The sequence below is a fragment of the Kribbella sp. NPDC051770 genome (assembly GCF_040681455.1).
In the GTDB taxonomy this organism is placed as follows: domain Bacteria; phylum Actinomycetota; class Actinomycetes; order Propionibacteriales; family Kribbellaceae; genus Kribbella.
The window spans coordinates 236,607-260,607 of the sequence record NZ_JBFAYT010000001.1 but is presented as its reverse complement, the minus strand read 5'-3'; the positions used below and the strand labels follow the sequence as shown (position 1 = coordinate 260,607).

24 protein-coding genes and 1 riboswitch are annotated in these 24,001 nt (G+C 70.7%); of the genes, 17 read left to right on the top strand and 7 right to left on the bottom strand.

All coding sequences use genetic code 11. The features are described 5' to 3' along the window. The first annotated feature begins 280 nt into the window (after window positions 1–280). From AB0M01_RS01265 to AB0M01_RS01255, 3 genes are read left to right on the top strand one after another with little or no spacing between them, the layout of a single operon-like run. A complete protein-coding gene (locus AB0M01_RS01265; protein ID WP_363664839.1) occupies window positions 281–997 on the top strand; it encodes a DUF969 domain-containing protein in 717 nt (238 codons plus the stop codon). After that, a complete protein-coding gene (locus tag AB0M01_RS01260) occupies window positions 994–1,971 on the top strand; it encodes a DUF979 domain-containing protein (RefSeq protein WP_363664838.1) in 978 nt (325 codons plus the stop codon). Before AB0M01_RS01265 ends, AB0M01_RS01260 begins: the two co-directional genes overlap by 4 nt. Further along, entirely contained in the window at window positions 1,971–2,906 is a 936-nt protein-coding gene (locus AB0M01_RS01255; RefSeq protein WP_363664837.1) for a DUF2891 family protein, read from the top strand. Before AB0M01_RS01260 ends, AB0M01_RS01255 begins: the two co-directional genes overlap by 1 nt. Here AB0M01_RS01255 and car read toward each other — a convergent pair. Beyond that, window positions 2,895–6,392 carry a carboxylic acid reductase gene (gene car / locus AB0M01_RS01250; RefSeq protein WP_363664836.1) on the bottom strand — a complete coding sequence of 1,166 codons (3,498 nt, stop codon included), beginning with the start codon at window positions 6,390–6,392 and terminating at the stop codon, window positions 2,895–2,897. The two genes, AB0M01_RS01255 and car, sit on opposite strands and share 12 nt — an antisense overlap. Before the next feature lie 171 nt (window positions 6,393–6,563). Next, a riboswitch (FMN riboswitch) is annotated at window positions 6,564–6,697 on the top strand. Window positions 6,698–6,834: 137 nt separating this feature from the next. Here car and ribD point away from each other — a divergent pair. From ribD to AB0M01_RS01215, 7 genes are read left to right on the top strand one after another with little or no spacing between them, the layout of a single operon-like run. Continuing rightward, complete coding sequence (gene ribD / locus AB0M01_RS01245) at window positions 6,835–7,830, top strand: bifunctional diaminohydroxyphosphoribosylaminopyrimidine deaminase/5-amino-6-(5-phosphoribosylamino)uracil reductase RibD (RefSeq protein WP_363666182.1); 996 nt, start codon at window positions 6,835–6,837, stop codon at window positions 7,828–7,830. Next, complete coding sequence (locus AB0M01_RS01240) at window positions 7,831–8,454, top strand: riboflavin synthase (protein ID WP_363664835.1); 624 nt, start codon at window positions 7,831–7,833, stop codon at window positions 8,452–8,454. Beyond that, on the top strand, window positions 8,451–9,122 hold the full coding sequence (pnuC, locus tag AB0M01_RS01235) for a nicotinamide riboside transporter PnuC (protein WP_363664834.1): 672 nt from the start codon (window positions 8,451–8,453) through the stop codon (window positions 9,120–9,122). Before AB0M01_RS01240 ends, pnuC begins: the two co-directional genes overlap by 4 nt. A gap of 3 nt (window positions 9,123–9,125) precedes the next feature. Next, window positions 9,126–10,355, top strand: a complete 1,230-nt coding sequence (locus tag AB0M01_RS01230) for a bifunctional 3,4-dihydroxy-2-butanone-4-phosphate synthase/GTP cyclohydrolase II (RefSeq protein WP_363664833.1) — start codon at window positions 9,126–9,128, stop codon at window positions 10,353–10,355. Then, window positions 10,356–10,826 carry a 6,7-dimethyl-8-ribityllumazine synthase gene (ribH, locus tag AB0M01_RS01225; protein ID WP_363664832.1) on the top strand — a complete coding sequence of 157 codons (471 nt, stop codon included), beginning with the start codon at window positions 10,356–10,358 and terminating at the stop codon, window positions 10,824–10,826. Window positions 10,827–10,833: 7 nt separating this feature from the next. Further along, a complete protein-coding gene (locus AB0M01_RS01220) occupies window positions 10,834–11,853 on the top strand; it encodes a nitronate monooxygenase (protein WP_363664831.1) in 1,020 nt (339 codons plus the stop codon). After that, window positions 11,850–12,776: a pyridoxal-phosphate dependent enzyme gene (locus tag AB0M01_RS01215; RefSeq protein WP_363664830.1), complete on the top strand. Its 927-nt coding sequence runs from the start codon at window positions 11,850–11,852 to the stop codon at window positions 12,774–12,776. The genes AB0M01_RS01220 and AB0M01_RS01215 overlap by 4 nt, the downstream gene beginning before the upstream one ends. Window positions 12,777–12,812: 36 nt before the next feature. Here the strand turns inward: AB0M01_RS01215 and AB0M01_RS01210 are convergent, their stop codons facing one another. Together AB0M01_RS01210 and AB0M01_RS01205 are read right to left on the bottom strand one after the other, a co-directional pair. Then, entirely contained in the window at window positions 12,813–13,757 is a 945-nt protein-coding gene (locus tag AB0M01_RS01210; protein ID WP_363664829.1) for a hypothetical protein, read from the bottom strand. 109 nt (window positions 13,758–13,866) lie between these two features. Then, window positions 13,867–13,998, bottom strand: a complete 132-nt coding sequence (locus tag AB0M01_RS01205; RefSeq protein WP_363664828.1) for a hypothetical protein — start codon at window positions 13,996–13,998, stop codon at window positions 13,867–13,869. 87 nt (window positions 13,999–14,085) lie between these two features. On the opposite strand from AB0M01_RS01205, the gene AB0M01_RS01200 reads away from it, so the two are divergent. Further along, window positions 14,086–15,060, top strand: a complete 975-nt coding sequence (locus AB0M01_RS01200) for a transcriptional regulator (protein ID WP_363664827.1) — start codon at window positions 14,086–14,088, stop codon at window positions 15,058–15,060. Here the strand turns inward: AB0M01_RS01200 and AB0M01_RS01195 are convergent. Next, the gene (locus AB0M01_RS01195; RefSeq protein WP_363664826.1) at window positions 15,011–16,015 is read right to left on the bottom strand and encodes a P1 family peptidase; all 1,005 of its coding nucleotides are present in this window, start codon (window positions 16,013–16,015) and stop codon (window positions 15,011–15,013) included. The genes AB0M01_RS01200 and AB0M01_RS01195 overlap by 50 nt on opposite strands. A 19-nt stretch (window positions 16,016–16,034) precedes the next feature. On the opposite strand from AB0M01_RS01195, the gene AB0M01_RS01190 reads away from it, so the two are divergent. Beyond that, on the top strand, window positions 16,035–16,730 hold the full coding sequence (locus AB0M01_RS01190; protein WP_363664825.1) for an MBL fold metallo-hydrolase: 696 nt from the start codon (window positions 16,035–16,037) through the stop codon (window positions 16,728–16,730). A 58-nt stretch (window positions 16,731–16,788) separates the two neighbouring features. On the opposite strand, the gene AB0M01_RS01185 is transcribed toward AB0M01_RS01190, so the two are convergent. Continuing rightward, entirely contained in the window at window positions 16,789–17,415 is a 627-nt protein-coding gene (locus AB0M01_RS01185; RefSeq protein WP_363664824.1) for a hypothetical protein, read from the bottom strand. Between the two features lie 55 nt (window positions 17,416–17,470). Here AB0M01_RS01185 and AB0M01_RS01180 point away from each other — a divergent pair, with 55 nt between their 5' ends. Continuing rightward, window positions 17,471–17,908 (top strand): cupin domain-containing protein, encoded by a 438-nt coding sequence (locus tag AB0M01_RS01180; RefSeq protein WP_363664823.1) that lies wholly within the window; start codon window positions 17,471–17,473, stop codon window positions 17,906–17,908. A gap of 30 nt (window positions 17,909–17,938) precedes the next feature. Here the strand turns inward: AB0M01_RS01180 and AB0M01_RS01175 are convergent, their stop codons facing one another. Continuing rightward, window positions 17,939–18,769, bottom strand: a complete 831-nt coding sequence (locus AB0M01_RS01175; RefSeq protein WP_363664822.1) for an LLM class F420-dependent oxidoreductase — start codon at window positions 18,767–18,769, stop codon at window positions 17,939–17,941. Between the two features lie 132 nt (window positions 18,770–18,901). After that, entirely contained in the window at window positions 18,902–19,771 is an 870-nt protein-coding gene (locus tag AB0M01_RS01170; protein ID WP_363664821.1) for an alpha/beta hydrolase, read from the bottom strand. 452 nt (window positions 19,772–20,223) lie between these two features. Between AB0M01_RS01170 and ald the strand changes: the two genes are divergently transcribed. The 4 genes from ald (at window position 20,224) to AB0M01_RS01150 (ending at window position 23,998) form a co-directional block, all read left to right on the top strand. Further along, entirely contained in the window at window positions 20,224–21,339 is a 1,116-nt protein-coding gene (ald, locus tag AB0M01_RS01165) for an alanine dehydrogenase (protein ID WP_363664820.1), read from the top strand. A gap of 22 nt (window positions 21,340–21,361) precedes the next feature. Then, window positions 21,362–22,291, top strand: coding sequence for a site-specific tyrosine recombinase XerD (xerD, locus tag AB0M01_RS01160; RefSeq protein WP_363664819.1), 930 nt, complete (start codon window positions 21,362–21,364; stop codon window positions 22,289–22,291). Window positions 22,292–22,754: 463 nt separating this feature from the next. Beyond that, window positions 22,755–23,630 carry a ParA family protein gene (locus AB0M01_RS01155; RefSeq protein WP_363666180.1) on the top strand — a complete coding sequence of 292 codons (876 nt, stop codon included), beginning with the start codon at window positions 22,755–22,757 and terminating at the stop codon, window positions 23,628–23,630. Further along, a complete protein-coding gene (locus AB0M01_RS01150; RefSeq protein ID WP_363664818.1) occupies window positions 23,615–23,998 on the top strand; it encodes a hypothetical protein in 384 nt (127 codons plus the stop codon). The genes AB0M01_RS01155 and AB0M01_RS01150 overlap by 16 nt, the downstream gene beginning before the upstream one ends. Window positions 23,999–24,001 lie beyond the last annotated feature (3 nt).

Genomic DNA, 24,001 nt, shown 5'->3' with positions numbered 1-24,001 from the left:
GAAGTGGTCAGGAAACGCCGATCAGGCCACGGCAACGGCGTACGGAACGCCGGCTCGATGGCCTGTCACCTCGGGACTCACCCCGAGATGTCGTCGTCGACTCCTGCCACGGTCGCTGTCTCCTCCAGAAATCCGGTGACTCACAGCCACCGTACCAGCCGCCCGTGAGCAGGGCGAGGCAAAAAGTTTGGCAACGAATGCGATCAAGTGATTGTGGGTTTGTTCAACAATGCATACGATCGCACCGCCCGAACCACTCAGCAGAAGCGGAGGCAGTGCGGTGCTGGTCCTGATCGGAGTCCTGCTGGTGGTGGTGGGGTTCGCCCTGCGCCTGAATCCCCTGGTCGTGGTCACGGTGGCGGGAATCGCCACCGGGCTGCTCGGCGGTCTGAGTCCCGGAAAGATCCTCAACGAGTTCGGCAACGGCTTCGCCGGGAGCCGTTCGGTGACGCTGTTCATCGTGGTGCTGCCGGTGATCGGGCTGGTCGAGCGGTTCGGGCTGCAGGAGCAGTCGCGGCGGCTGATCGGCAAGCTCACCTTCCTCACCACCGGGCGCCTGCTGGCGGCGTACCAGGTGATCCGGCAGGTGACCGCCGCGGTCGGGCTGATGTCGATCGGCGGGCACGCGCAGACCGTGCGGCCGCTGATCTACCCGATGGCCGAGGGCGCCGCCGAGCGCCGGTACGGGCGCAAGCTGCCCGAGGCGGTCCAGGAGCGGATCAAGGGCCACTCGGCCGGGGTCGACAACGTCGGCGTGTTCTTCGGCGAGGACGTCTTCATCGCGGTCGGGTCGATCCTGCTGATCACCGGGTTCGTCGACTCGACGTACGGGCTGAAGCTGGACGCGCTGCACGTCGCGCTCTGGGCGATCCCGACCGCGGTCTGCGCGCTGCTCATCCACGGCGCCCGAATGCTCTACTTCGACCGCCAGCTCGACCGCCTGATGGCGGTCGAGGGCGCGCCGCCGGCCATGAAGAAGAAGGAGGCCGACCGGTGATCAAGGTCGAGTGGTTCTACTGGCTTTGCGGGCTGATCTTCCTCTTCGGCGCGGTCGTGACGCTGCGCGACGCCAGCAACAGCAAGCGGTACGGCAGCGCGGCGTTCTGGGGTCTGCTCGGCGCGTCGTTCGGCTACAGCACGTTCGTGGTGAACAAGACCGCTCCGGCCTGGGTGCTCGGGCTGGTCGTGATCGCGATGACGGTCCTGGTCGGCACCGGCCAGCTCGGCCGCGGTACCGAGGTGTCGACGAGCCTCAGCGAGAAGGTCGCCGCGGCGACCAGGTTCGGCAACAAGCTGTTCGTGCCGCCGCTGGTGATCCCGCTCGGGGCGCTGATCTTCGCGGTCGGGCTGGCCAAGATCAAGGCCGGCGACCAGCCGCTGCTGGAGAAGGGCTCGGAGACGCTGATCGGGCTCGGCGTGTCGGCGGTCGCGGCGGCGATCGTCGGCGTGATCATGCTGCGTCCGCCGTCGGTCCTGACCCCGCTCAAGGAAGGCCACCGGCTGCTCGAGGTGATCGGCTGGGCGGCCGTGCTGCCGCAGATGCTGGCCACGCTCGGCCGGCTGTTCACCGACGCCGGCGTCGGAACGGCGGTCGGCAAGGTCACCACGCACGTGCTGCCGGAGGGGTCGCTGTTCGGCTCGGTCGTCGTGTACTGCGTGGGGATGGCGCTGTTCACGGTCATCATGGGCAACGCGTTCGCCGCGTTCCCGATCATGACCGCCGCGATCGGCTACCCGGTGCTGGTCCAGACCTTCGACGGCAACCCGGCGACGGTCTTCGCGATCGGCATGCTGGCCGGCTTCTGCGGCACGCTGACCACGCCGATGGCCGCGAACTTCAACCTGGTCCCGGCCGCGCTGCTCGACATGAAGAGCCGGTACGGACCGATCAAGGCCCAGCTGCCGACCGCGATCCCGCTGCTGGTCTGCAACATCTTCCTGATGTACTTCCTCGCCTTCGGAGTCCTGTGATGAGCCAGCGGTACGTCGAGATCGCGCTGCAGAACCTGCGCACCGAGGCGCCGCACCAGCTCGACCACGTCGCCCAGGACACCCGCGGCTACACGGTCAAGGAGCTGCACCCGGCGTTCCACACGTCGTACGACTGGCACAGTTGCGTGCACATGCACTGGCTGCTGGTCAGGTTGTTGCCGGAGGCCACTGATCCGGCGGCGGTCCGGGCGGCGCTGGACCGGAACCTGACCGCGGAGGCGCTGGCGGCGGAGGCGGCGTACCTGCGCAGCTCGCCGTCGTTCGAGCGCCCGTACGGGTGGGCGTGGGCGCTGGTGCTGGCCGCGGCCGTTGCGAAGAGCCCCGATGAAGCGGCGCCGAAGTGGTCGGCCGCGATGACGCCGCTGGTCGACACGATCGTCGGCCTCAGCGTCGAGTGGCTGGAAGGCGCCGCGCGGCCGGTGCGCTCAGGCGTCCACTCGAACTCGGCGTTCGCACTCGCCCTGCTGCTGGAGGCCGCCGAGTCCCTCGGCCAGGACAGGCTGGCGCAGGCCGTCCGTGACAAGGCCCGCGCCTGGTTCGAGGCCGACACCGACTACCCGATCGCCTGGGAGCCCAGCGGCGAGGACTTCGTCTCGCCCGCGCTGTGCGAGGCCGACCTGATGCGCCGGGTCCTCACCGAGCACGAGTTCGCCGCCTGGCTGCCCGCGTTCCTCCCGGACCTGTCCGTCCTGAAGCCCGTCCAGGTCCGCTACCCGATCGACGGCCGCCAGGGCCACCTGCAAGGCCTCAACCTCACCCGGGCCTGGCAGCTCGCCGCCCTCACCGACGACGACCGCCAAGTCACCGCCCACCTCGACGCCGCCCTCCCCAGCGTCACCAGCGGCGACTTCAACCACGACCACTGGCTGGCGACGTTCGCCTACCTGGCCCAGGGTGGCGCGCTAATCGAGTAAGCCCAGGTACCGCAGGTCGGTGATGTACTTGCGGATCAGTTCCGGGGTCACCGGTGGGATCTCCCTGTCGTCACCGAGGTGGGCTGCTCGGACGGCGGTTTCGAAGCGGTTGCTCGGGACCAGGGCGCCGCGCTGGGCCGGCCAGGGGTGGCGGTAGGCGTGGAGGAGGGGGAGGACCGACGCGTGGCGTTCGCGGTCGGGGAGAGCCTGCAGGGCGGTCTCGAAGTGGTCGAGCCATTCGTCGTACGCCGGGACGCGGGTGATCCGGTGGCCGGCCTCGGTCAGCCAGTCGACGTACTCGTCGAGGCCGCGGCCGTCGTCGTGGGGGTTGACGACGTGGAAGGTGGTGAAGCCGCCGGGGTCGCGGGCGCCGAGGGTGCTGACGGCCTGGGCGACGAAGTCGACCGGGAGGCCGTCGTAGTGTGATCGTTGCCGGTGGCCCTCAGCGTCCAGCTGGTAGAAGGACATCGGTGCGACGCCGGTGGCGACCAGGCTGAGGAGCAGGCGGGCGAACAGGTCGGGGGCGTTGACCTGGCCCTGGTAGCGGTGCTCGGCCAGGATCAGGTCGCTGCGGAAGACCGAGACCGGGAGGCCGAAGCGTTCGTTGGCCTCGCGGAGCAGGACCTCGGCGGCCCACTTGCTGGTGCCGTAGCCGCCGGCGTACTCGTCGAGAAGCTTGCGGCTCGGGCTGATCGCCCGGATGTCCGCGTCCTCGGTGAAGTCTCCGGGCGCGATCTGCTGGCCGACGGCAACGGTCGAGACGAACACGTACGGCGTGAGCCGGCCGGTCAGCGCGATCCGGATCAGCTCGGCGGTGCCGAGCACGTTCGGGCCGAACAGCTGCTGGTACGGAAGCACGTGGTTGACCAGCGCGGCCGAGTCGACGATCAGGTCGACCTCGGCGGCGAGCTGCTGCCAGCGGTCGCCGGTCAGCCCCAGCCAGGGGTCACTCTTGTCACCGGCAACGACTTCGAGATGCCCGGACAGCTCGGCGAAGCGAGCGGCGAACGCCGGATCGCCGCCGGTGAAGACGCTCTCGAGCCGCGCCCGAGCATCCGCGTCGTCCTTCCCGCGCACCAGGCAGATCAGCTTCCCGCCGCTGCCCGCCAGCCGCTGCAACCACTCGAGCACCAGGAACCGCCCGAGGTATCCGGTCGCGCCCGTCAGCAACACAGTCCGTACGGCGCTCGCCGGCTCGGCCGTCGGCCCCGAGCTCAGCAGCTCAGGCCCGAGGAACTTGTCCAGCGTCAGCTCATGCGCCGAGACCTCCTGCGACCCCGCGCCGTGCACCGAGGCGAACGACGGCCGCCGCGTGCTGGGACCGCGCTCGGCGTCGATGTAGTCGGCCAGACCCTGCAGGTCCATCACCGGACTGACCACCACGCCGACCGGCAGATCGACGGCGTAGATGTCGTTCAGCAGCTCGACGAAGGTCAGCGCCGACAGCGAGTCGCCGCCCTGGTCGGAGAACCGGGCGCTGGGCTGCAGCGCGTCACCCGTCGTACCGAGCAGCGCGCTCGCGGCCCGCGTGACGGTCTCGACGGTCGGGAGCTCGGCGCCGTGCTCGCGCAGCTGCTGGATGCTCTCGGCCTGACCGCTCGACAGCGTCGCGTACAGCTCCTCGAGCCGCGAACGGTAGAACTCGGCCAGGTTCCGCCGGGCGAGCTTGCCGACGCCGGTGAGCAGCCCGTTGTGCCGGCTGAACGGCGTGGTCTCGATCAGGAAGTCCCGCGGCAGCTCGTACGACTGCAGCCCGGCCGTCCTCGCCATCTCCTGGAACGCTTCCGCGATCGCGTTCTTGTCATCGGCGTCCGCGCGCTCGCTGGGGACGACGACCGCGAGCAGGTACGCGCGGGTGCTGTTGCCGTACAGGTAGATCTGGTGGATCAGCGGGTGGTTGCCGAAGATCGCCTCCAGCTTCGAGACCGCGACGAACTCACCCTGCGAGAGCTTGAGCACGGCGTTACGCCGGTCGACGTACACCAACTGGTCCGGTGCGGGCTCGGCGAAGATGTCGCCGGTGCGGAACCAGCCGTCCTCGTCGGCGACCTCCGCGGTGCTCTCGGGGTGCCGGTAGTAGCCGGAGAACGGCAGCCGGACCTTCACCAGCAGCTCGCCGCGCGGGTGCGGCTGGTCGGACCCGAAGTACCCGAGCTCCGGTACGTCGATCAGCCGGTAGTCGACCGTCCACGGCCGGCTGACGCGCCCGTTGAAGGTGATCAGACCGATCTCGGTCATCCCGTAGACGTCCAGCAGGTCCAGGTCGAGCAGCGAGTCCAGCCAGGTCGCCAGCTCGGTGGAGATCGCGGCCGCGGCGGTGACGGCCAGCAGTTGCCGGCCGCCGAACAGCCGCTGGACCAGCTCGGCGGTCACCTGCGCTTCCAGCCCGGCGTCGTCGGCACCGGCGGCCCGGCGGCGTACGGTCTCGTCCTGGAACTCCTGGTACAGCACGTCCCAGGCCCGGGGCACCAGCGCGATCGCGGTCGGACGCACCAGTGCCAGCTCCTCCAGGAAGCTGGACATGTCGTTGTTGGCCGGGAAGTACGCCGTACCGCCGACCGCGAGCGTGCCGTGCAGGACCTGCCGGGCCATCAGGTGACCCATCGGCAGGTTGTTGAGGGTGATCCACGGCATCCGGCCCGGCACCGGCCGGCTCAGCAGGGGAGCGGTTCGCCAGATCTGGACGATCTGATTCTGGGTGAACACGACGCCCTTGGGGGTGCCGGTGCTGCCGGAGGTGTAGAGGATCAGCGCCGGGTCTTCGCCGCGGACGTCGGGCGCGGGCGGCATCGGGTGGTCGGCGCCGGCCGCGATCAGTTCGGCCACGGTCTGTACGGCGACCTGCGTTCCGGCCAGGGCGAACCGGGCGGCGGCCAGGGCATCGACGTCGTCGTGGATCTCGGGCCGGTGATCGAGGACGACCAGCAGCCGGACGGTCGGGTCCTGGCTGGCCAGCTCGACGGCTGTGTCGAGCAGGTCGAGGCCGGCGGCGAGAACCGTCGACTCGGTCTCGGCGACGATCGGGAGCAGCCGGTCCACCGGTACGCCGAGCGGCAGCGAGGCGGTGACCGCGCCGAGGGCGGTCGCCGCCAGCTCGACGACCGTGTAGTCGACGCCGGTGAAACCGAGGAAGCTGATCCGGTCACCCGCGCCCAGCGCACCGCCCGTGCCCAGCGCGGCGGCGACCGCCCGCAGGCGCTCCGCGAGCTCGCCGTACGTCGCGGAGGTGCTGTACGCCGCCAGCTTGTCGGCCCGATTCCGCCCCGTGGCCGGATCGGTCGACAGCTGGACGGCGCGCTCGGCGAACGCGGGCCGGTCGGCGTACGCGGTCAGTACGACGTCGAGCAGCTCCCGCACCCCGAGGTCCGGTCGCAGTAGCGCCTCCTCGACGGCCGCGTCGGGGAAGGCGGCGGCGAACTGCGGGTCGTTGGCCAGCAGGTCGGCCAGCCGCTGGGTGGTGCGGTCGGCGCGGGATTCGACGGACACGGTGGGGCCTCCGGACCTGGTCGGGGTAGTAGCAGTGCTGAGTCTGTCCGGGCCGGATAGGCGTTTGGTATACGTCTGTTCACCCCCCGGCGGCGGGTCCGCGTCCAGGTGATGGAGGCAACAACTCGGGCGTTGGCCGACGGCGTACACTTCAAGGACGAGTGAACCCACTCGCGTGCTCCGGGGTCGGTGTAATTCCGAGCCGGCGGTGACAGTCCGCGACCCGGTCGATGCAGTTCGTCGGCCGGTTGACCTGGTGGAATTCCAGGACCGACGGTGAAAGTCCGGATGGGAGGCGCACGCGATCGGTGTGCGCTGTCCTGCCTGCGCGGCAGTGGCGGAGCGTGCCGGTTGTCACAGACCCCGGAAGTGCGTCCGTGACAACGAGGGACCGTCTGTGAACAACGCCGTGACTGGTTTCGGGCCGGTCGACGTCGCCTGGATGCGGCGCGCGATCGAGCTCGCCGCGCGCGGGATCGGCAGTACGCACCCCAACCCCGTGGTCGGCTGCGTGATCACCGGCCGCGACGGCCTCCCGGTCGGCGAGGGGTACCACCAGCAGGCCGGCGGGCCGCACGCCGAGGTGAACGCGCTCCGGATGGCCGGTGAGCGCGCCCGCGGCGGGACGGCGTACGTGACGCTGGAGCCCTGCAACCACACCGGCCGGACCGGCCCGTGCGCGGACGCGCTGATCGAGGCCGGGATCGCCCGCGTCGTGTACGCCGTACCGGACCCGAACGCGCAGGCCGCCGGCGGCGCCGCCAAGCTGCGCGGCAAGAACATCCGGGTCGAGCAGGGCGTGCTCCAGACCGAGGCCGAGGACGTGAACCACGTCTGGCTGCACAGCGTCCGCACCGGCCGCCCGTTCGTGACCTGGAAGTTCGCCACCACCCTGGACGGCCGCAGCGCCGCCAAGGACCGGTCGAGCAAGTGGATCACCGGCGCCGCCGCCCGCGCCGACGTGCACCGCAAGCGCGCCGAGTGCGACGCGATCGCGGTCGGCACCCAGACCGTGCTGGTCGACGACCCCGAGCTGACAGTCCGCGACGAGCACGACCAGCCGCTGCCCCGGCAGCCGCTGCGCGTCGTCGTCGGCGACCGCGAGATCCCGACGACGGCGCGGGTCCGCAACGACCGGGCGCCGACGCTGCTGCTCCCGACCCACGACCCCGCCGAGGTGCTGAGGCAGCTCGACGACCGCCAGATCCGCCACCTGTGGCTCGAGGGCGGGCCGACGCTGGCCGCCGCCTTCCTGCGCGCCGGGCTGGTCGACCAGATCGTCGCGTACGTCGCCCCGGCGCTGCTCGGCTCGGGCTTCTCCGCCGTCGGCGACCTCGGCACGGAATCTATCGACCACCTGCGGCGCTTCACCCTTGCGGACGTCACTCGCCTCGGCGACGACGTCCGGCTCACCCTGACTCCCCTGGGAGGGAAGTAGATGTTCACCGGAATCGTCGAAGAGCTCGGGACCGTCGAGTCGCTCGACCTGCTGGACGGCGACGCGGCCCGGCTCACCATCCGCGGCCCCAAGGTCACCGAGGACGCCGGTCACGGCGACTCGATCGCGGTCAACGGCTGCTGCCTGACCGTCGTCGAGACCGGTGACGGCACCTTCACCGCCGACGTGATGCGCGAGACGCTGCGCCGGACCAGCCTGGGCGGTGTCGAGAAGGGCTCGACGGTCAACCTGGAGCGGGCCGTCACGGCGCACGAGCGGCTCGGCGGGCACATCGTCCAGGGCCACGTCGACGGCGTCGGCACGATCGCGAGCCGCGAGCCCGCCGAGCACTGGGAGGTCGTCCGGGTGGCGGCCGGTCCCGAGCTGCTCCGGTACGTCGCGGAGAAGGGCTCGATCGCGGTCGACGGCGTCTCGCTGACCGTCACCGACGTCGACGACGCGACCGGGACGTTCGGGATCAGCCTGATCCCGACCACGCTGGAGCTGACCGTGCTCGGGCGGAACAAGATCGGCGACACCGTCAACCTCGAGGTCGACGTGATCGCGAAGTACGTGGAGCGGTTGCTGACCGCTCCGAAGAGTGTTGCCGGAGGCGACGAATGATCGACTGGCTGCTGCACGAGCAGGTCACCATCGCCGGTTCGCCGGTACTCGTGCGTGAGATCGTCGGGAACGTGTTCGGCCTGGCCAGCGCGCTGTTCGGGATGCGCCGGCTGGTGTCGGCGTGGCCGGTCGGCGTCGTCGGCAACGTGCTGCTGTTCACGGTCTTCGTGGGCGGGCTGTTCGACACCCCGCAGGACAAGGACCTCTGGGGCCAGGCCGGCCGCCAGGTCTTCTTCGCGCTCGTCAGCCTGTACGGCTGGTACCGCTGGTACCAGACCCGGCACGGCGGCGCCAAGACCGGTGTCCAGCCGCGCTGGGCCTCGGCCCGGGAGCGGCTGGAGATGCTCGGCGCGGCCGTCGTGCTCTACGCGATCTCGTACTTCGTGCTGAAGGAGCTCGGCTCCTGGGGTCCGCAGTGGGACGCCTGGATCCTGACCGGGTCGATCCTGGCGACGTACGGGATGGCTCGCGGGTTCGTCGAGTTCTGGCTGGTCTGGATCGCGGTCGACGTGGTCGGGGTGCCGCTGCTGGTGCAGGCGAAGTTCTACCCGTCGGCGGCGATGTACGTGGTGTACGGACTGTTCTGCGTGCTCGGCTTCGTGGCCTGGTGGCGGATCGACAAGCGGGAGGCCGTCCCGGCCGCCCCCGAACCAGTGGTGGTGGGTTAGACGATGGGCGAGGTGCTGAAGCTCGACACGATCGAGCACGCGATCGACGAGATCCGGGCCGGGCGCGCGGTGATCGTGGTCGACGACGAGGACCGCGAGAACGAGGGCGACCTGATCTTCGCCGCCTCCAAGGCGACGCCGGAGCTGCTCGCGTTCCTGATCCGGCACAGCTCGGGCGTGGTCTGCGTCCCGATGGAGGGCGCCGAGCTGGACCGGCTCGGCATCCCGCTGATGACCCCGCACAACCGCGAGAAGCTGCGCACGGCGTACACGATCTCGGTCGATGCCCGGGACAACATCGCCACCGGGATCTCCGCGGCCGACCGGGCCAAGACGATCCGGGTGCTGGCCGACTCGGCGTCGGAACCGTTCGACCTGGTCCAGCCCGGGCACGTGTTCCCGCTGCGGGCGCGTGACGGTGGGGTCCTGGTCCGCCCGGGGCACACCGAGGCGTCGATCGACCTGGCCCGGCTGGCCGGGCTGCGGCCGTCCGCGGTGATCTCCGAGCTGGTGAACGACGACGGCTCGATGAAGCGCGGCGCGGAGCTGCGCGCGTTCGCCGACGAGCACGGCCTGGTGCTGGTCTCGATCGCCGACCTGATCGCGTACCGGCGGCGGACGGAGCGTCAGATCGAGCGCGTCGCGACCACGACGCTGCCGACCCGGTACGGCGACTTCGTTGCCCACGGCTACAAGAACACCGTCGACGGTTCCGAGCAGCTGGCGCTGGTCCGCGGCGAGATCGGCGACGGGCCGACGCTGGTCCGGCTGCACTCGGAATGCCTGACCGGGGACGTCTTCGGCTCGCTGCGTTGCGACTGCGGTCCGCAGCTGGACGAGGCGATGCGGCAGGTCGCCGCCGAGGGTGGTGTGGTGGTCTACCTGCGCGGTCACGAGGGTCGCGGGATCGGGCTGCTGCACAAGCTCCAGGCGTACGAGCTGCAGGACGCCGGCCGCGACACCGTCGACGCCAACCTCGACCTCGGGCTGCCGGCCGACGCCCGCGACTACGGCACCGGCGCGCAGATCCTGGCCGACCTCGGCATCACCTCGGTGAAGCTGATCACTAACAACCCGGACAAGCTGACCGGCGTCCAGGGCTACGGGATCGACGTCGTCGAGCGGCGCTCGATCGAGATCGACCCGACCGAGCACAACCTGCGCTACCTGCGCACCAAGCGCGACCGGATGGGCCACTACCTGCCCACCGGCACCGACGAGAAGGGACTGTAGATGTCGGGCAGTGGAGCACCCACGATCGAGACGCCGCGGGTGGAGGGCGCCCGGGTCGCGGTCGTCGCCGCGCAGTGGCACCCGAAGGTGACCGACGCGCTGGTGGCCGGCGCCGAGCGTGCGCTGGACGAGTCCGGCGTCACCGACTACACGGTGATCCGGGTGCCGGGGTCGTTCGAGCTGCCGGTGACGGCGCTGCACGCGGCGAAGGCCGGGTACGACGCGGTGGTCGCGCTCGGCGTCGTGATCCGTGGCGACACGCCGCACTTCGAGTACGTCTGCCAGGCCGCGACGAACGGGCTGATGGAGGTCGGGCTGAGCACCGGCGTACCGGTCGGGTTCGGGCTGCTGACCTGCGACAACGACCCGCAGGCGCTCGACCGGGCCGGGCTGCCGGACTCGCGCGAGGACAAGGGGTACGAGTCGACGCAGGCGGCGCTCGTGACGCTGGCCGCGATCAAGGGTCTCTGAGGTCTCGATGGCTGCGTCCTGGACGGCGTCGGCGCTGCCGGTGATCGGGGCACCGATGGCCGGCGGGGCTACGACGCCTGCGCTGGTCTCGGCGGTCTCGGCTGCGGGTGGGTTCGGGTTTCTCGCCGGGGGTTACAAGACGCCTGAGGCACTGGGTGCTGAGATGGCCTCCGTTGAGGTGCCGTTCGGGGTGAACCTGTTCGTGCCGGGGAGGTCGGGGCTGACCGAGGCGGAGTTCCGGCGGTACGCGGAGGAGCTGGCGCCGGAGGGGGCGGCGTACGGGCTGGATCTGGCGGCGGAGCCGATGGTGGCGGACGACGACGATCACTGGGCGGCGAAGATCGCGTTGCTGGTGGAGCGGCCGGTGGAGTACGTGAGTTTCACGTTCGGGTTGCCGGGGGCTGAGGTGGTTGCGGCGCTGGCCGGGGTTGGGACGCAGGTGCTGGCGACAGTCACGTCTGTTGACGAGGCCCGGGCGGCGGTGGAGCTGGGGGTGCACGGATTGATTGCCCAGGGCACAGAAGCCGGCGGCCACAGCGGAACCCACACCCCGGAGAAGCCGGCTGTCGTCTCGCTGCGTGCGCTGGTCGAGCAAGTAGTTGCGGAAACCACACTGCCGGTCATCGCGGCAGGCGGAATCTCCAAGTCCGCGCAGGTGCGTGACGTGTTGAACCTCGGAGCCGCAGCCGTTGCCGTCGGCACGGTTCTGCTGCGGACCGACGAGAGCGGCGCGAGCGCCGTCCACAAGAACGCGCTCGCGGCGGCCGGGGCTGATCAGACGGTCATCACCCGGGCGTTCACCGGGCGGCCGGCGCGGGGGATCCGGAACGGGTTCATCGAGCGGCACGAGGCGGGGGCGCCGCTGGGGTATCCGGAGATTCATCATCTGACCAGGCCGTTGCGGGCTGCGGCGGCGGCCGCTGGGGAGCCGGATCAGGTTCATCTGTGGGCGGGGACCGGGTATGCCGACGCCCGCACGGGACCGGCTGCTGATGTGATCACCGCGCTTGCTGAGGAGAACGCATGAAGGTGTCACTCGGGACCTGGCCGACGCCGCTCGAGCACGCGCCGCGGCTGGCGGCGGCGATCGGGCTGACCGATCTGTGGCTGAAGCGTGACGACCTCGGCGGATTGGGTGCTGGGGGCAACAAAACCCGCAAGCTGGAGTGGACGCTCGGTGCGGCGCTCGCCGAAGGGGCCGAGACGGTGGTCACGACGGGAGCGCCGCAGAGCAACCATGCCCGGCTGACTGCCGCGGCGGCGGCGCGGCTCGGGCTGCGCGCCGTACTGGTGTTTCCTGGTGAGGCCGGCCAGTCGCGGTCGGGGAATCTCGCGCTGGACGGGTTGTTCGGGGCGCGGGTCGTGTGGGCGGGGGAGCGCGACCGCGCGGAGGTCGCGGCGGAGCTCGTCGCCGAGTCGGCGACGACCGCGCTGATCCCGTTCGGCGGATCGAATGCGCTGGGGGCGCAGGGGTACGTCGAGTGCGGGCAGGAGCTGAAGCAGCAGCTGCCGGAGTTCACGACCGCGGTCGTCGCGCTCGGGTCCGGCGGCACGATGGCCGGGCTGGTCGCCGAGCTCGGACCGGAGCGCGTGCTCGGCGTCGACACCGGCGCGCTCGCCGATCCGGTCGCGGTGGTCGCGGAGCTGGCGAGCGAGGTCTCCGGCCGGACGATCGCCCCTGAGGAGTTGCGCGTACGCCGGGAGCAGGTCGGCGCCGGTTACCCGCACTTCACCAAGGAGTCCGCTGCGGCGCTGACCGTTGCCGCACGCACCGAAGGTGTCGTGCTCGACCCGATCTACACCGGCCGCGCGATGGCCGGGCTGATCGCCGCGGTCGAGGACGGCACGCTGCGGCCGGGGGACCGGCCGGTGTTCGTGCACACCGGCGGCCTCCCCGGCTTCTTCGGCAACGCCGACGCGGTCGCGTACGCGGAGTCGCACCTCAGCTAGCCGTCGCCGCGGGGCGCGGCGCTCCCGCCGCAGCCGCTAGCTAGTACGGGTGTGCGTCATCTCCCAGTTCGGCACCCACGTCTCCCCGCCGTCGGTCGAGAACGACTGCTGCCAGCTCGCCTGCTGGTCGCCCGGCGTCCACCGGAAGCGCACGTCGATCTCCTGTCCCTCCCACACGTCTGGGCCCTCGAAGATCCCGATGCCGTCGGTGAACGAGCCGACCACCGGCGTCTCCAGCTGCCCGCGCTGGCTGTTCACCCAGTGGATCGACCACTGACCGGTCGCCGGGTTGAAGACGCGGAACGTCGCCCCCTGGAAGTTCAGCGACGGGAACCACCCCTCGTCGAAGCTGATCGCGCCGTCGAAGTACGACCAGACCTGCATCTTCGACTCCAGCTCGTACCACTCGGCCGGGTCGCCGAGCGCGGGCCGGCGGCGGCGGTTGTGCATGTCCCAGCTGCCGACCAGGAAGTCGAAGTCGCCGGTCACCTTGGCGGCGCCGGGCGCGGGCGGCGCGGTCTCGCGGCGGGTGAAGTCCATCGTCCAGTTCACCTCCCAGGTCTCGCCGCCGTCCTCGGAGAACGACTGCTCCCAGTGCGCGCTCGTCGCGGTGATGTCGGACCAGCTGTAGCTGGCGAGGATCGGGCGGCCGTCGTACGTGTCCTCGCCGACCAGCCAGCACGACCCGTCGGCCCACTTGCCGCGGACCGGCGGGAACACCTCGTACGACGTGCTGTTCACCCAGTAGATCGACCATTCCTCGGTCTGCGGGTCGAACAGCCGCAGCGACAGCCCGTACGAGCCCTTGGTCGGGAACTGCATCTCGTCCAGGCTGATCGCCCCGTCGAAGTGCGTCCGGGCGCTGCACGTCCCGGCGTACTCGTCCCACTCGTCGCTCCCGCTCAACGGCTTGCGCAGCTGCCGGTGCGCCACGTCGAAGTGCCCGTTCAGGAAGTCGAAATCACTGGTCAGTTTGCTCATGGACAGACCCTGACAGCGAAACCTGACAGGTCGTGGCAGTGTTTATCCGGCGACCAGAAGCTCCCGGCGCCGCAGCCGGCGCGGCGCAGGTCGCGGAGACGGGCGTCGATCAGCGCGACCGCCGTACTGCGGACGCTCGGCTGTCGCCGGTCAGGACGATCAGCAAGGCGGTCGCCGCACCGACCGGACCGCCCGTGAGCAGGGCGAGTGCCCAGGGCGGCGCGGTCAGGAAGGTGCGCATCGACACAGGTTCGCACAGTGCACGCGGGGTCGCATCCCGACCCAAACCTGACAGGTCGTGGCAGTGTTCGGGCGTAGGGTCTGAGGCGTGCGTTCCAGTCGGTTGTTGTCGATTCTCCTGCTGCTGCAGACGCGGCGGCAGCTGACGGCGCGGGAGCTGGCCGATGAGCTCGAGGTGTCGTTGCGGACGATCTATCGGGACGTCGAGGCGCTCGCGGCGGCCGGCGTGCCGGTGTATGCCGATCAGGGGCGGGCCGGTGGGTATCGGCTGGTCGACGGGTACCGGACTCGGCTCACCGGGCTGACCGAGCAGGAGGCGGCGGCGCTGTTCCTCGTGGGGATGCCGGGGCCGGCGGCTGCGCTCGGGCTGACGGCGGAGACGTCGGCGGCGGAGCTGAAGCTGCTCGCGGCTTTGGCTCCGGATCAGCGCGACCGCGCCGGGCGGCTGAAGAACCGGTTCTACCTGGACATGCCCGCCTGGTACTCCGACGCCGAGGACTCGCCGCATCTCGCGCCGGTCGCCGAGGCCGTGCTGCACGACCGGCGCGTCAGGGTGCTCTACCGGCGCTGGGAAGCGCCGCGCGAGGTCGAGCGGGTGCTCGACCCGTACGGGCTCGTGCTCAAGAACGGGAGCTGGTACGTCGTCGCGGCCGCGGGTGCCGCGGTGCGCACGTACCGGGTGTCGAACATCCTCGAGCTGACGATCACCGAGGAGGAGTTCAGCCGGCCGCGCGGGTTCGACCTGGCGACGGTTTGGCGGGAGCACCTGGAGGAGTTCGACCAGCGGCGGTTCACCGGGACCGCCACGGTCAGGGCGTCGGCGGGGCTGGTGCGGCGGTTGAAGGACGTGTCGTTTCCCCTGCTGGTGAAGGCGATCGAGGGCGTCGAGCCCGAGGTCGACGGGACCGTGACGGTGGAGGTGCCGATCGAGTCGGTCGGCAACGCGGCGTCGCAGTTCATCCGGTACGGCGACGAGCTGGAGGTGCTCGCGCCGGAGGAGGTGCGGGCCGAGATCAGGCGGTTGGCGACGACGGTGGCTGCGCTCTATCCCGCGCCGCGGTGATCAGTTCGTGCGGTACGGCGTACTGGGTGCGGCCCTTGTAGCCAGTCGTCGTGCGGGCGGCGACTAGGGAGTTGAGGAGAGCCTCCTCGACGGCTTCGAGGGTGGCCTGGAAGACCGGGCGGAGGTCGCGGTCGGGCATCGGTTGCTGGTGCTTCGTCGCGAAGGCGATCGCGTAGTCACCGCTGCCGGGGGCGTAGTCGGAGCCGATCAGGCCGAGCGCGAAGATCGCGCGGCGAGCGACGCGGCCGAGTTGGCGGGCGTCGAGGGGGAGGTCGGTGGCGACGACGATCAGGCAGGAGTTGCCGTCGGGTTCGCGCGGGGGTGCGGGGATCTTGGTGCCGAGGACCTGGAGGGTGCCGGAGAAGTTGGACTGGACGAGCACGCCGACAGTGCCGTGGGGCGGACGATCCGCCGCCCCGATCCGGCGCGATGCCGTGCCGATCCCGGCCTTGAAGCCCAGCGCACACGTTCCGGTGCCGGCTCCTACGCAACCTTCTTCGGGGAGGTCGGCCGAGGCTGAGGTGAGCGCGTCGAGCACGTGCAGCTCGGTGATCGGGCGGCGGCGGATGTCCGACAGGTAGCCGTCGTTGGTCTCGCCGACGACAGGGTTGAGGCTGATCGCCTGCGGGTCGCGCTCCAGCAAGTAGGTCACCAGCGCGTCCGCGGCGCGGAAGACCGAGAGCGTGCCGGTGAGCACGATCGGCGTCTCCAGCAGCCCGAGCTCCTCCAGCTGCGTGGACCCCACCAGCTTCCCGTAGCCGTTGCCCACAGCAACAGCTGCCGGGAGACCGCCGGTCACCCCGGCGGGGACGATCGCGGTCACCCCCGTCTGCAGGTCGCCGTCCGCGAGCGTCGTCTGCCCGACCAGCACCCCGGGGACGTCGGTGATCGCGTTCAGTGCCCCGGTCGGCAGGGTCCCGATCGCCACACCCAGGTCGCGCGCTCTCGTCTGCATGCGCACTATCGTCGTCCAGATGGAGCTGGAACATGTCGCCGGGAGGGTCTGGATCTACCCGCACGACCCCGATCCCGAGGCGATCGGCGCCGCGGTCGGCGTGATCGCGGACGAGCGCGGGTCGGTGCTGATCGACGCGGGCAACAGTCCGGCGCACGGTCGCGTCGTACGGCGTGCTGTCGAGGCCGCTGGGCTGCCGGCGCCGCGGTGGCTGGTGTTCACGCATCACCACTGGGACCACACCTGGGGCGCCGCGGCGTGGGAGGACGTGGAGATCGTGGCGCACGCGTCGGCGACGGCGATCCTGAAAGCGGAGGCCGAGCGGCCGTGGAGCCATCAGTACCTGCACGACCAGGTGCGGCAGAACCCGAAGCTCGGGCCGAGCTTCCGGGCGCGGGCGCTCGCCGTACCGGACTTCTCCGAGCTGCGGATCGTCGCGCCGGACACGACCTTCGAGGAGACGCTGCTGTTGCCGACCGGGGTGCAGTTGCGGCACGTCGGGGGCAAGCACGCGCCGGACTCGATCGTTGCCGTCGACCCCGAGTCGGACGTGATGCTGCTCGGGGACTGCTACTTCCCGCCGCCGTTCCATCTGCGGACCGAGGAGGACACGCCGGACTTCGCGATGGCGCGACGGTTGCTGGGGGAGCGGCACGCGTACTCCGTGGACGCCCACTCGGCGCCGCGGAAGTCCGTACCGGACGACAGGAAGTAGGCCGGCATCACCGCCCGCTCCCCGCTGGCGGTGACCGCCGTGACGGGTTGGAAGCCGACTACGTCCTGTCGTTCGGTACGCCCAACCCCATCGGCGCACCGGACACTTCGGTGAGCGCCGCCGCGACCGTCCGCGTGTTCGCCCGGAACTCCTCCTCCGGGACCGGCGGCAGGATGTCGCCCCACACCGACAGCAGCGGCCCGCGCAGCTGCTGCATCCCCACCGGCCGGGCGAAGAACCACACGTGGAAGTGTTCGCTTCCGTCCCCGAAGCGACTGAAGTGCGTTCGCCCGACGCCCTCGATCCGCCCCACCGCGCCCGCGACCCGCTGGATCATCGAGCCGAGATCCGCGACCAGCTCAGGCGTCAGGTTGTCCAGCCGGTAGTGCTCGCGCGGCAGGAGCAACGCGACCATCTGCAGCCCGGTCGGCTCGAACCCGGCCTTGACCACCCACCGCTCGTCCGCCCAGATCGCCAGCCCGTCCGGGTCGCTGCAGGTCGGGCAGGGCGCGCCGCCCTCCTCGCCCGCGCGAGGCGGCTCGGGCAGCACCGGCTCGTCCAGTACGACGACCTGCACGTCGCCGTCGAAGGCGAAGAACGGGCTGCCGAGCAGCGGTGCGGGCGACACGCGTTCGCCGTACGGGAGACGCTGGTGGTAGGCGGTCGGGCGCTGTGGCGAGTTCATGACCGAACTCTGCCTGCCGCGGGGCGTGGCCGTCACGGGTATTACCGTTTCCGGCATGGCGACCCAGGAGCGGCCCGAGCTGGCCGAGGCGTTGGACCTGTCCCAGCACCCCGAGGGCGGTTGGTACCGCGAGACCTGGCGCTCCGACGTCATGTTCGAGCCGGCCGGGTACGACGGCAAGCGCGCGAGCGCGACCGCGATCTACTTCCTGCTCGCGCCGGGTGAGGAGTCGCGCTGGCACCGGGTCCGCTCGGCCGAGATCTGGCTGTGGCACTCCGGCGGACCGCTGACCCTCGACCTCGGCGGCACCGGCGACGACCCCGGGGCGGCGGAGTCGATCACACTCGGGCCGGACGTGCGCGCGGGTCAGCACCCGCAGTTCGTCGTACCGGCCGGGGCGTGGCAGAGCGCGCGCCCGGCCGGTGACGAAGCGGTGCTGGTGTCGTGCGTCGTGTCGCCGGGGTTCGACTTCGCCGACTTCACGCTCCGCTGAACAACAAGCACAGCACGCTTCGCTAGGGCGTCAGATGAGGACCGTGGCGAGCGCCTCGTAACCCGGCAGCAAATCCGGGCCTTCCTTGCCGAGCTGCTGGATGACGACCTGGTCGGCCCCCGCGTCGAGGTGCGCCTTGAGCCCGTCGGCGATCTCCACCGCCGTCCCGTGCAGGACGAGCGCGTCGACCAGGTGGTCGCTGCCGCCGTCCTCGAAGTCGTGGTCGTGGTACCCGAGGCGCTCCAGGTTGCTCGTGTAGTTGCTGAGCTGCAGGTAGCTGGCCAGGTAGTCGCGGGCGATCGAGCGGGCGATGTCCGCGTCGATCTCCAGCACCACCTTCTGCTCCGGCGCGAGCAGCGCACGCGGCCCGAGCGTCGCGCGGGCCTGCCGGGTGTGCTCGGGCGTCGTCAGGTACGGCAGGGCGCCCGCCGTACGAGCCGCGGACAGCTTCAGCACCCGCGGCCCGAGCGCGGCCAGCGCCCGCCGGTCGACCGGGACCTTCGCGTCGTCGAGGGCGTCCAGGTAGTCGACGATGGTCTCGTACGGCGTCTTGTACTCGCCGGTGCGCTCCGGGTGACCGATCCCGACGCCGAGCACGAACCGGCCCGGGTGGTCCTCCTCGAGCCGGTGGTACGACGCGGCGACCGCGGCGGCGTCGTCCTTCCACATGTTCACGATGCTGGTGCCGACCTTCACCGTGTCGGTCGAGGCCAGCAGCACCTCGGCGTCGCGCAGGTCCGCGTCCGGCGAGGCGCCGAGCCAGAGCGCGCCGTACCCGAGCTGCTCCAGACCGGCGGCCAGCTCCGGGCCCCATTTCTCGGCTTGGTGCCAGACCCCGAACCGTCCCAGATCGACCGCCACGTCGTGCTCCTTCCGTCAACGCTTCCCTTGGGGCAGCTCCGAGCGGAGAGCGACCATTCCGGCGACACCGTCAAGTCAACCTGTTACTCCGAAGTCACTCAACGATGGTTGCCCAAGCAACCAGATCCGCGGTCAGAGGAACTTGTCGAGCCGCTCGAGCAGCGCCTCCGGGGCCTCCTCGGGGACGAAGTGCCCGCAGTCGAGCGCCCCGCCCTGGACGGTCGGCGACCAGCGCCGCCAGATCTCCAGCGGATCGAACCACTCGGGCAGGCCGCCCGAGCTGCCCCACAGCGCCAGCAGCGGGCATGCGATCGTGCGGCCGGAGGCCAGGTCCTGCTCGTCCAGCGCGCGGTCGATGGTCGCGCCGGCGCGGTAGTCCTGGCTCATCGCGTGGCGGACCGTCGGGTTCTCGAGCGCGGCCAGGTACTCGGCGAGCGCCTCGGGAGCCAGCGCGATCGGGTGCGACGAGAGCGACGGGCTGCCGCCGGGGTACAGGTAGTCGCCGGAGATCAGCTCCTCCGGCTCGGGCTCGGGGCGGGCCAGCAGGTTCCAGTGCCACGCTTGCAGCTTCTCCTCGGGCACCTTGGTGGCGGCCGCCCACATGTCGGCCGTCGGCACGATGTCGAGCGTCACCAGCTTCTCCACCCGCTCCGGATGATCGAGCGCCAGCCGGTAGCCGACGCGGCCGCCGCGGTCGTGCCCGACCACCGCGAACCGCGCGTACCCGAGCCGTTCCATCAGCTCGACCTGGTCACCGGCCAGCGCACGCTTCGAGTACGCCGCGACGCTGTCGTCGTACGCCGGCGACGACCCGCCGTACCCCCGCAGATCGGGCACGACCACCGTCCGCGTCCGCGCCAGCACGGGAGCGACCAGGTGCCAGCAGGCCCCGGTCTGTGGAAACCCGTGCAGCAGCAGCACCGGCGGCCCGTCGCCGCCCACCCGGTACCGCACGGTCGTCCCGGCCAGGGCAGCAGTCTCGTCAGAGTATCCGTCGAACATGTCTCCAGGTTGACGGACAGCCGGGCCAGCAGCCGTTCACAGGCTCGCCGCGGCGAGGACGTCGTCCGGCACGTGCTCGCCGTACGCCGTACCGGGCAGGGTGATTTCTTGCATGCCAGAACCTTTCACCGCAGGTGACCGGACGGTGCCGGAAACGACTGTCACACAAGGGAAACGGGAGCGAAAAGATTGCGTCAAGAATGGGGCCGAACGACCGGAACCGGTCTGTCGCGAGACAACTTCGCGAGGCACTGTGACGTCTAGGGCAGGAGTGTAACCAACCCGCAGAACTCCCCGTCAGCGCGTCGTCACCGGACAAGACCATCGGCTGAAGTGGTATTGACCCCGCGGGCTTACACTCGCAGCGACTCGGCACGGACGACCCCTCGACCGCCGGGCCGCGGACACAACGTTGTGGGCCGCATTCCCTGGACACGGAAGAAGGGCGAGCAGTGAAGGTCGGAGTTCCGAAGGAAGTCAAGAACCACGAGTACCGGGTGGCGATCACCCCGGCCGGCGTGCACGAGTTCGTGCGCAGCGGGCACGAGGTCCTGATCGAGCAGGGCGCCGGTACCGGGTCGCTGCTGCCGGACGAGGAGTTCGTCGCGGCCGGGGCGCGGATCGTGCCGACCGCCGACGACGTGTGGGGCGAGGCCGAGCTGGTGCTCAAGGTCAAGGAGCCGGTGGCCGAGGAGTACCACCGGATGCGCCGCGACCAGGTGCTGTTCACCTACCTGCACCTGGCCGCCAGCCCCGAGACCACCAAGGCGCTCACCGACTCCGGGATCACCGGGATCGCGTACGAGACCGTCCAGCTCCCCGACGGCTCGCTGCCGCTGCTGGCCCCGATGAGCGAGGTCGCGGGCCGGCTCGCGCCGCAGGCCGGCTCGTACCACCTGATGGCCAACGGCGGCGGCCGCGGCGTCCTGATGGGCGGCGTCTCCGGCGTGCACTCCGCGCGGGTGGTCGTGATCGGCGCCGGTGTGGCCGGGATGAACGCGGCCGCGATCGCGCTCGGCATGCAGGCCGAGGTGCAGCTGTTCGACCGCAACATCGCCCGGCTGCGCGACGCCGACCGGACCTACCAGGGCCACCTGCGTACGGTCGCGTCGAACGCGTACGAGATCGAGCGCGCGGTGCTCGAGGCCGACCTGGTGATCGGTGCGGTGCTGGTCACCGGCGCGAAGGCGCCGAAGCTGGTCAGCAACGAGCTGGTCTCGCGGATGAAGCCGGGCAGCGTGCTCGTCGACATCGCGATCGACCAGGGCGGCTGCTTCGAGGACTCGCACCCGACCACGCACGCCGACCCGGTCTACAAGGTGCACAACTCGCTGTTCTACTGCGTCGCGAACATGCCGGGCGCGGTGCCGAACACCTCGACGTACGCGCTCACCAACGTGACGCTCCCGTACGCCGTGGAGCTGGCCAACCTGGGCTGGCGGGAGGCGCTGAAGAACGACCACAGCCTCGCGCTCGGCCTGAACACCTTCGACGGCCACGTCACCTACGGCCCGGTCGCCGAGGCGCACGGCCTCGACCAGCTGAAGCTCGACGAGGTCCTTGTCTGAGGCATCCGTCAGACTGCTCGGCGTGAGTGACATCGGCAGGGCGGTCAGCGCCTACCTCGACCACCTGACGGTCGAGCGGGGACTGGCCGCCAACACGCTGGCGTCGTACCGGCGGGACCTGCGCCGGTACGACGAGTACCTGGCCGGCTCCGGGATCACGGCGCTCGGCCGGGTCAGCGAGGCGGTGGTCGGCGACTTCCTGATGCGGTTGCGGGAGGGCGACGCCGACCACCCGCCGCTGACCGCGTCCAGCGCGGGACGGACCGTGGTCGCGGTCCGCGGGTTCCACAAGTTCTGCCTGCGCGAAGGACTGACCGCGACCGACCCGGCGGCCGCGGTGAAACCGCCGGTCCCGCCGCAGCGGTTGCCGAAGGCGCTGTCGGTCGACGAGGTGACGCGGATCCTGACCGCGGCCGCCGGCGTCGAGGGCGAGTCCGGCGTGCTGGAGACGCGCGACGCGGCGCTCCTGGAGTTCCTGTACGGGACCGGTGCGCGGATCTCCGAGGCGGTCGGGCTGGACGTCGACGAGATCGACCTCGACGCCGGGCAGGTGCTGCTGCGCGGCAAGGGCAGCAAGGAGCGCGTCGTCCCGGTCGGGTCGTACGCGCGCGACGCGCTGGCGGCGTACCAGGTGCGTGGACGGCCGGAGCTGGTCGGGCGGGGGCGCGGGTCGCATGCGCTGTTCCTGAACGCGCGCGGCGGGCGGCTGTCGCGGCAGAGCGCGTGGACGGTGCTGCGCCGGGCGACCCAGCGGGCCGGGATCAGCAAGGAGATCTCGCCGCACACGCTGCGCCACTCGTTCGCCACGCACCTGCTCGACGGCGGGGCCGACGTACGGGTGGTGCAGGAGCTGCTCGGGCACGCGTCGGTGACGACGACGCAGGTGTACACGCTGGTGACCGTCGACAAGCTGCGTGAGGTGTACGCGACGTCGCACCCGCGAGCGCTCTGAACCGGGGCGTTCACGCTCCGGAGGGACCCCGGTGAGCTGGGGAATTCGACGGTGTGCGATCATCTGTGCACGGTCGGTCACCTTTCCTGGGTGATCGGCCTGCTGTGGAATGCCGACCGGAAACAGCCCGACCCGGCTGCGGAGTGGCCGCTTGAGAGTGCTTGAATGCACGCTTACAGTCGCTGGGATCGCCCGCATCGGTTGAAAGGTTTGACGAGTCATGAACGAGTCGACATTCCCGGGCACCCAGCACCTGCAGAACCTGCACCTCCAGCCGACGACGGAACCGATGTCGCCGGCCCCCGAACCGAGCACGACGCAACCCGGCCCGGAGCCGAGCACGGACCCGGGTACGGCGCCGCAGGACCCGCCGGCCGCTGCCGACGCGGGCCAGCAGCGCCCGATCATCCCGAACAACTATGCGGAGATGCCCCGGCCGACGGCCAAGCTCACCGCGGAGGACATGGCACCTGTGAATGACCCGCACGGCCCGAGGCACAAGATCGGGCCGACCGGACGGCCGCTTCCCGATCTGCCGGAGGTGCTGCCGCCGACCCGTCGCGGGCCGGCCCAGGTGATCGCCATGTGCAACCAGAAGGGTGGCGTCGGCAAGACCACGACCACCATCAACCTGGGCGCCGCGATCGCCGAGACCGGGCGCAAGGTGCTGCTGATCGACTTCGACCCGCAGGGCTCGGCCTCGATCGGGCTCGGCGTGCAGCCGCACGACCTCGAGCTGTCGGTCTACAACCTGCTGATGCAGCGCGACATCCGGCCCGACGAGGTCATCCAGGCCACCAAGGTCGAGAACCTCGACCTGCTGCCGGCCAACATCGACCTGTCCGCGGCCGAGGTCCAGCTGGTCCAGGAGGTCGCCCGCGAGTACACGCTGCAGCGCGTCCTCGAGCCGATCATCCCGCACTACGACGTGATCCTGATCGACTGCGCGCCGTCGCTCGGCCTGCTCACCGTGAACGCGCTGACCGCGTCGCACGGCATCGTCGTACCGCTGGAGTGCGAGTTCTTCGCGCTCCGCGGCCTGGCGATGCTGACCGACACGATCGGTAAGGTCCAGGACCGGCTCAACCCCAAGCTGGAGATCGTCGGCATCCTCGGCACCATGTTCGACGGGCGGACCACGCACGCCCGGGAAGTGCTCGACCGGGTCGTCCAGGCCTTCGACGAGCGCGTCTTCCACACCGTCATCCGGCGTACCGTGAAGTTCCCCGAGACCACGGTCGTCGGCGAACCGATCACGACCTACGCCCCCTCGTCCCAAGCGGCTACCCAGTACCGCGACCTTGCCAAGGAGGTGCTGGCGCGTTGTCCCGCCGGGTGAGCCTGCCAGGTGCCAGCGAGCTGTTCGGGGGTGCGGCACCGAAACAGACCCGACCCGAGAAGCGCACCGCCACCGACGGCCCCGCGCTGTCCGACCGACCGGCTCCGGCCGGCCGGGCCCGGACCGCGGTCGTCGAGGACCGCAAGTCCAGTGGCCGGATCCGGCACGACACGAAGATCACCGTGTACGTGACGGAGGAAGAGCTGCTCGGACTCGAACAGACCAGACTCGCGCTGCGCGCCGAGCACGGCCTGACCGCCGACCGCGGCCGGATCGTCCGCGAGGCGATCGACGTGCTGCTGGCCGACTTCGTCGACCACGGCCCGGACTCGGTGCTGGTGCAGCGGCTCCGGGCTGCCGCGGAGTAGTTC

Coding starts and splice junctions, on each gene's coding strand:
- AB0M01_RS01240 (WP_363664835.1), top strand. CDS start 7,831: ATGTTCACCGGAATCGTCGAAGAGCTCGGGACCGTCGAGTCGCTCGAC.
- AB0M01_RS01155 (WP_363666180.1), top strand. CDS start 22,755: ATGGCACCTGTGAATGACCCGCACGGCCCGAGGCACAAGATCGGGCCG.
- ribH (WP_363664832.1), top strand. CDS start 10,356: ATGTCGGGCAGTGGAGCACCCACGATCGAGACGCCGCGGGTGGAGGGC.
- AB0M01_RS01205 (WP_363664828.1), bottom strand. CDS start 13,998: ATGCGCACCTTCCTGACCGCGCCGCCCTGGGCACTCGCCCTGCTCACG.
- AB0M01_RS01220 (WP_363664831.1), top strand. CDS start 10,834: ATGGCTGCGTCCTGGACGGCGTCGGCGCTGCCGGTGATCGGGGCACCG.
- AB0M01_RS01210 (WP_363664829.1), bottom strand. CDS start 13,757: ATGAGCAAACTGACCAGTGATTTCGACTTCCTGAACGGGCACTTCGAC.
- AB0M01_RS01180 (WP_363664823.1), top strand. CDS start 17,471: ATGGCGACCCAGGAGCGGCCCGAGCTGGCCGAGGCGTTGGACCTGTCC.
- pnuC (WP_363664834.1), top strand. CDS start 8,451: ATGATCGACTGGCTGCTGCACGAGCAGGTCACCATCGCCGGTTCGCCG.
- AB0M01_RS01230 (WP_363664833.1), top strand. CDS start 9,126: ATGGGCGAGGTGCTGAAGCTCGACACGATCGAGCACGCGATCGACGAG.
- AB0M01_RS01215 (WP_363664830.1), top strand. CDS start 11,850: ATGAAGGTGTCACTCGGGACCTGGCCGACGCCGCTCGAGCACGCGCCG.
- AB0M01_RS01195 (WP_363664826.1), bottom strand. CDS start 16,015: ATGCAGACGAGAGCGCGCGACCTGGGTGTGGCGATCGGGACCCTGCCG.
- ribD (WP_363666182.1), top strand. CDS start 6,835: ATGCGGCGCGCGATCGAGCTCGCCGCGCGCGGGATCGGCAGTACGCAC.
- AB0M01_RS01190 (WP_363664825.1), top strand. CDS start 16,035: ATGGAGCTGGAACATGTCGCCGGGAGGGTCTGGATCTACCCGCACGAC.
- AB0M01_RS01170 (WP_363664821.1), bottom strand. CDS start 19,771: ATGTTCGACGGATACTCTGACGAGACTGCTGCCCTGGCCGGGACGACC.
- AB0M01_RS01255 (WP_363664837.1), top strand. CDS start 1,971: ATGAGCCAGCGGTACGTCGAGATCGCGCTGCAGAACCTGCGCACCGAG.
- AB0M01_RS01185 (WP_363664824.1), bottom strand. CDS start 17,415: ATGAACTCGCCACAGCGCCCGACCGCCTACCACCAGCGTCTCCCGTAC.